General features: G+C 63.7%; 2 protein-coding genes. One reads left to right on the top strand and one right to left on the bottom strand.

All coding sequences use genetic code 11. The features are described from left to right. Nucleotides 1-169: 169 nt before the first annotated feature. Complete coding sequence (locus ACFWUP_RS31280; protein WP_379239595.1) at nt 170-2119, bottom strand: TerD family protein; 1950 nt, start codon at nt 2117-2119, stop codon at nt 170-172. Nucleotides 2120-2527: 408 nt separating this feature from the next. On the opposite strand from ACFWUP_RS31280, the gene ACFWUP_RS31275 reads away from it, so the two are divergent. After that, on the top strand, nt 2528-3154 hold the full coding sequence (locus ACFWUP_RS31275; RefSeq protein WP_379239594.1) for a helix-turn-helix domain-containing protein: 627 nt from the start codon (nt 2528-2530) through the stop codon (nt 3152-3154). Nucleotides 3155-3369: the final 215 nt, after the last annotated feature.

Here is a 3369-nt window from a genome sequence, read left to right as displayed (position 1 = left end):
TTCACGCTGCCCTGGAGCAGCGGAACCGTCGAAGGCCACGTCAACCGCATCAAAATGCTGAAACGGCAGATGTTCGGCCGAGCGAAGCCAGACCTGTTGAGGAAGCGAATCCTGTTGAGCGACTGAACAGCCCGGCCGACGGCTCACGGAAACTGGGCCAGATCCAGGTTCAAGGAGTTGTTGGCAAGCCGAGCTGTGTCCATGCGGATACGACTTGGATGTGCTGTCCGTGCTGTGCGATCTCCGGCCAACTCGCAAGATCGCCGAACGGCAGCCGGCGCGCTGCGGCGTCGGTCACCGTCGTATACCAGTCGCCCTCGTCGCTTCCCCTGGAGCACACGTTGATTGCCGCGAGGTAGTGATTGCCCACGGTGAAGCGGATGACGGCGAGCGATTGACGGGTCAGGGTGTCTCCGCGGCGTTCAACGGGAGCGAAACCGGTTGCGATGTCGAATGTTCGGGCGCGTGTGCCCAGGTTCGTCCACGACATCACTTGCTCGATCGCACCGCCGTTCCCCGTCGAGGTGGTTTCCCAACTGCTGCCGCGGCGCACCGCGACGAAGGTGTAGCTGCCCCTGGCGAAGCGCAAGATCGAGCCATCCGGCGGTTCGACCGGCAACGGCCTCGATACAGGCTGCACGAGTTGTCGCGGTTCGAGCAATGCTCTTGCGGCGGTGAGGTCGTACGCGAGTGGATCGTCCAATTCGGGGCACAGCTGCGGGGAAGTGACGGGTGGTCCGTCCAGCACCTGCGGAGATGCCTCGTTGGCCTTGATGCTGTCGATTCGGATCTTCGCGGCGACCGCGGAACCGGTGATGTCGGCCCAGCAGGCCGTGACAAGCCCACGTTCGCCGAGGTGCTGGATCAGCGGCGCGAAACGTTGGCTCATCTGCGGGGTCAGCTGACCGACCCGCCGATCGTCGACGCGGACCTCCACGTGCGGCTTCGCCCGCCCGCCATCCGGCACATTCTCGTGCAGAGTGACGATCAGTACACCGTGACCGTTGGCGGGCACGAACTCACGGAGTACGTCGAAGTGCTCGTGTTCCTTGGTCACCTGCACGATGGCCGAGCGGGGGACGATCGTGTGCGCAGCCTTGGGCAGTTCGTTCAACGGAATCGCGTCGCACGCTTCGCCGAGTCCGATTTGCACCCAGGCACGGGACTCGGTCGCATCCCAACCCTCGTATTCGTTGTAGGAGATGCGGCACGAAGTCGTCGGAATGAATCCCGAGGCGACGATTCGCCTGATGGGGCCCGTCCAAGCTTGCGAGATCTCGGCATCCAGGTAACCGATCGTGCGTCCCTGGCCTCGGACCGAAATCGCCCAAGGTCCCCGGGCACCGAATGGTTCGGGAATCAACTCGACCTCGCGAGTCAGTTCAACGCGGTGGTCGGACAAGTCATCTGAAAGCAGGGTTCGGATTGCCGGCAGGCACTCGTCCGGCACGTCCAGTTCGTGGTCGTTCCAGTTCCGCGGCCGACCCCACAGTCGATAGGGTGCGCCGGGTTCGTGCTCGGGTATCTGCTCGGCGGGGGTCGCGATGTTCGTCGACTCCGGCAGGCCGATGGGTGCGGGATCGTCTGCCTCGTCGACGACAACACCGAAATCGGTTGCCAGACCGGCCAACCCGGAGTCCCAGCCCTGACCCACCGCCCGGACTTTCCATGCGCCGGCTCGGCGGTAGACCTCACCGAACACGAATGCTGTCTCTGTCGTCGCGTCCGTCGAGGCGTATACGGCCAGGGAACGTCGCGCCCCGTCGAGGATCGTGAACGTGAGTTCACCGAGCGCACCGAACTTGCCCGTAGCGACGCTGCCGACCAGCGCAACGGCATGGACGTGTTCAGGAACGGCCGACAAGTCGATGACGATCCGTGCCTGCGTTCCCGATCCCGTGTCCCCCGTACCCTCGAACCGCACCGAACCGTCGGCGGACCGGGGCTGGTTGTAGAAGACGAAATCGGCGTCGGAACCAACTTTTCCGTCGGCTCCGAGGAGTAGGGCAGAAGCGTCCACCTCGACTGTTGACTCGGCCCAGCCGATCACGGCTTCGATGCTGGTCGTGTCGGCGGGCAGCGGGATGTTCTGTCCGCGCAACAGCCTCGGTGGGGTCACAGTGTTCGGCACCCTTCTGAATTCTCGTCGGCTCATACCGCCCGGATGGCACCGTCGACCTACGGAGCGGCCGAATCATACTGCGGCGCAGAATGATCAACGGTTCCATCTGGGAGAGTACCGATAGGACGGGTCTGACTGACGTCCGAGGGTAGCTGTGCAGCGTCGGTTGCGTGCCCGGTTCAGGGCAGGAGCGATGGTGACCGGGAACGGCGTGCGAAGCTCCGCCGTATCGCCTGCGGCCACCCGGTGGGTTTGTTCGTATCCGCCGTCGGGACCGAGCCGGTAGGCACAAAGAACCGGGAGCTCTTCGCCGGAGAACTGGCCCGCGATGGGGTTGATCTCGAATCGCCTCATCGAACATGTCGGCTGAACAGCATGGCGGGTTGCTGTCGGTATAGTTGTGTCATGAATGTCGCGGAGTACGCGGAACTCGCCGGAGTGTCGCCCCGGCGAGTTCGCGCTCTGGCTGCGGGAGGTTCGTTGGCTGCTCGGAAGATGGAGGGTCGATGGGTGATCGACGAAGATCCGCCGGGCAGACATGCCGTGCGTCGGCCACTGTCCGAGGTGTCGCAACACGCACTTGCCCGGGTGTTGCATACGAAGTCCCTGACCGGCTTATCCGGTCAGGTTCGCGCACGGACGGCCCAGCGATTGCGGCTGCTGCGTTCGGCGCAAGACCCGGCGCAATTGTTGGTCGACTGGTGGGGTGGGCGGCCTCCGACTCACCTCGACGGTGGGTCCAACCTGGTGGTTCATGCCATCGCGGGCAACGCGGCACGAGTGCGAGAAGTGCTGCATCGACCGAGACGGGAATACCTGCGCTGTCCTGCGACCCTGGCTCAGGTGGTTCGGGACGAACGCGTAATCCAGGGTATGACGCGCAGTGAGCTGGCCGAGCGTGCCGGTGTCGATCGAGAACTGGTAGCCGATATCGAGCGAGTGGCGCGGCTGAACGATCTCGTCGGTCTTCGGAAGATATTGCGGGCCTTGCATATCGAGCCGACGGCCCTACCTGCGATGGACCTGCGATGACCCGTGTTCTGTACGCGTGGTTGGAAGGTCACTTCGTCGGCACCTTCACCCGTGGGGAAGCTGGTTCGATCCGGTTCGATTACAGCGACGATGCTCCCGCTACGCCGATATCGCATCGCTAGTTGAGTCCCGCATAGTGGTGTAGCGCACGGTGATCGAGCTCGACGCATCGACGACAGAGCGGTCACCGTGTGATCCTTCGAGGAATCTCTCAC

Origin of the sequence: Nocardia sp. NPDC058658 (genome assembly GCF_042716665.1) — a bacterium.
Lineage (GTDB): Bacteria > Actinomycetota > Actinomycetes > Mycobacteriales > Mycobacteriaceae > Nocardia.
This window is presented reverse-complemented; position numbering and strand designations above follow the sequence as displayed.

Excerpts from the sequence above, each read along its gene's own strand:
- ACFWUP_RS31275 (WP_379239594.1), top strand. The coding sequence starts at position 2,528 with ATGAATGTCGCGGAGTACGCGGAACTCGCCGGAGTGTCGCCCCGGCGA.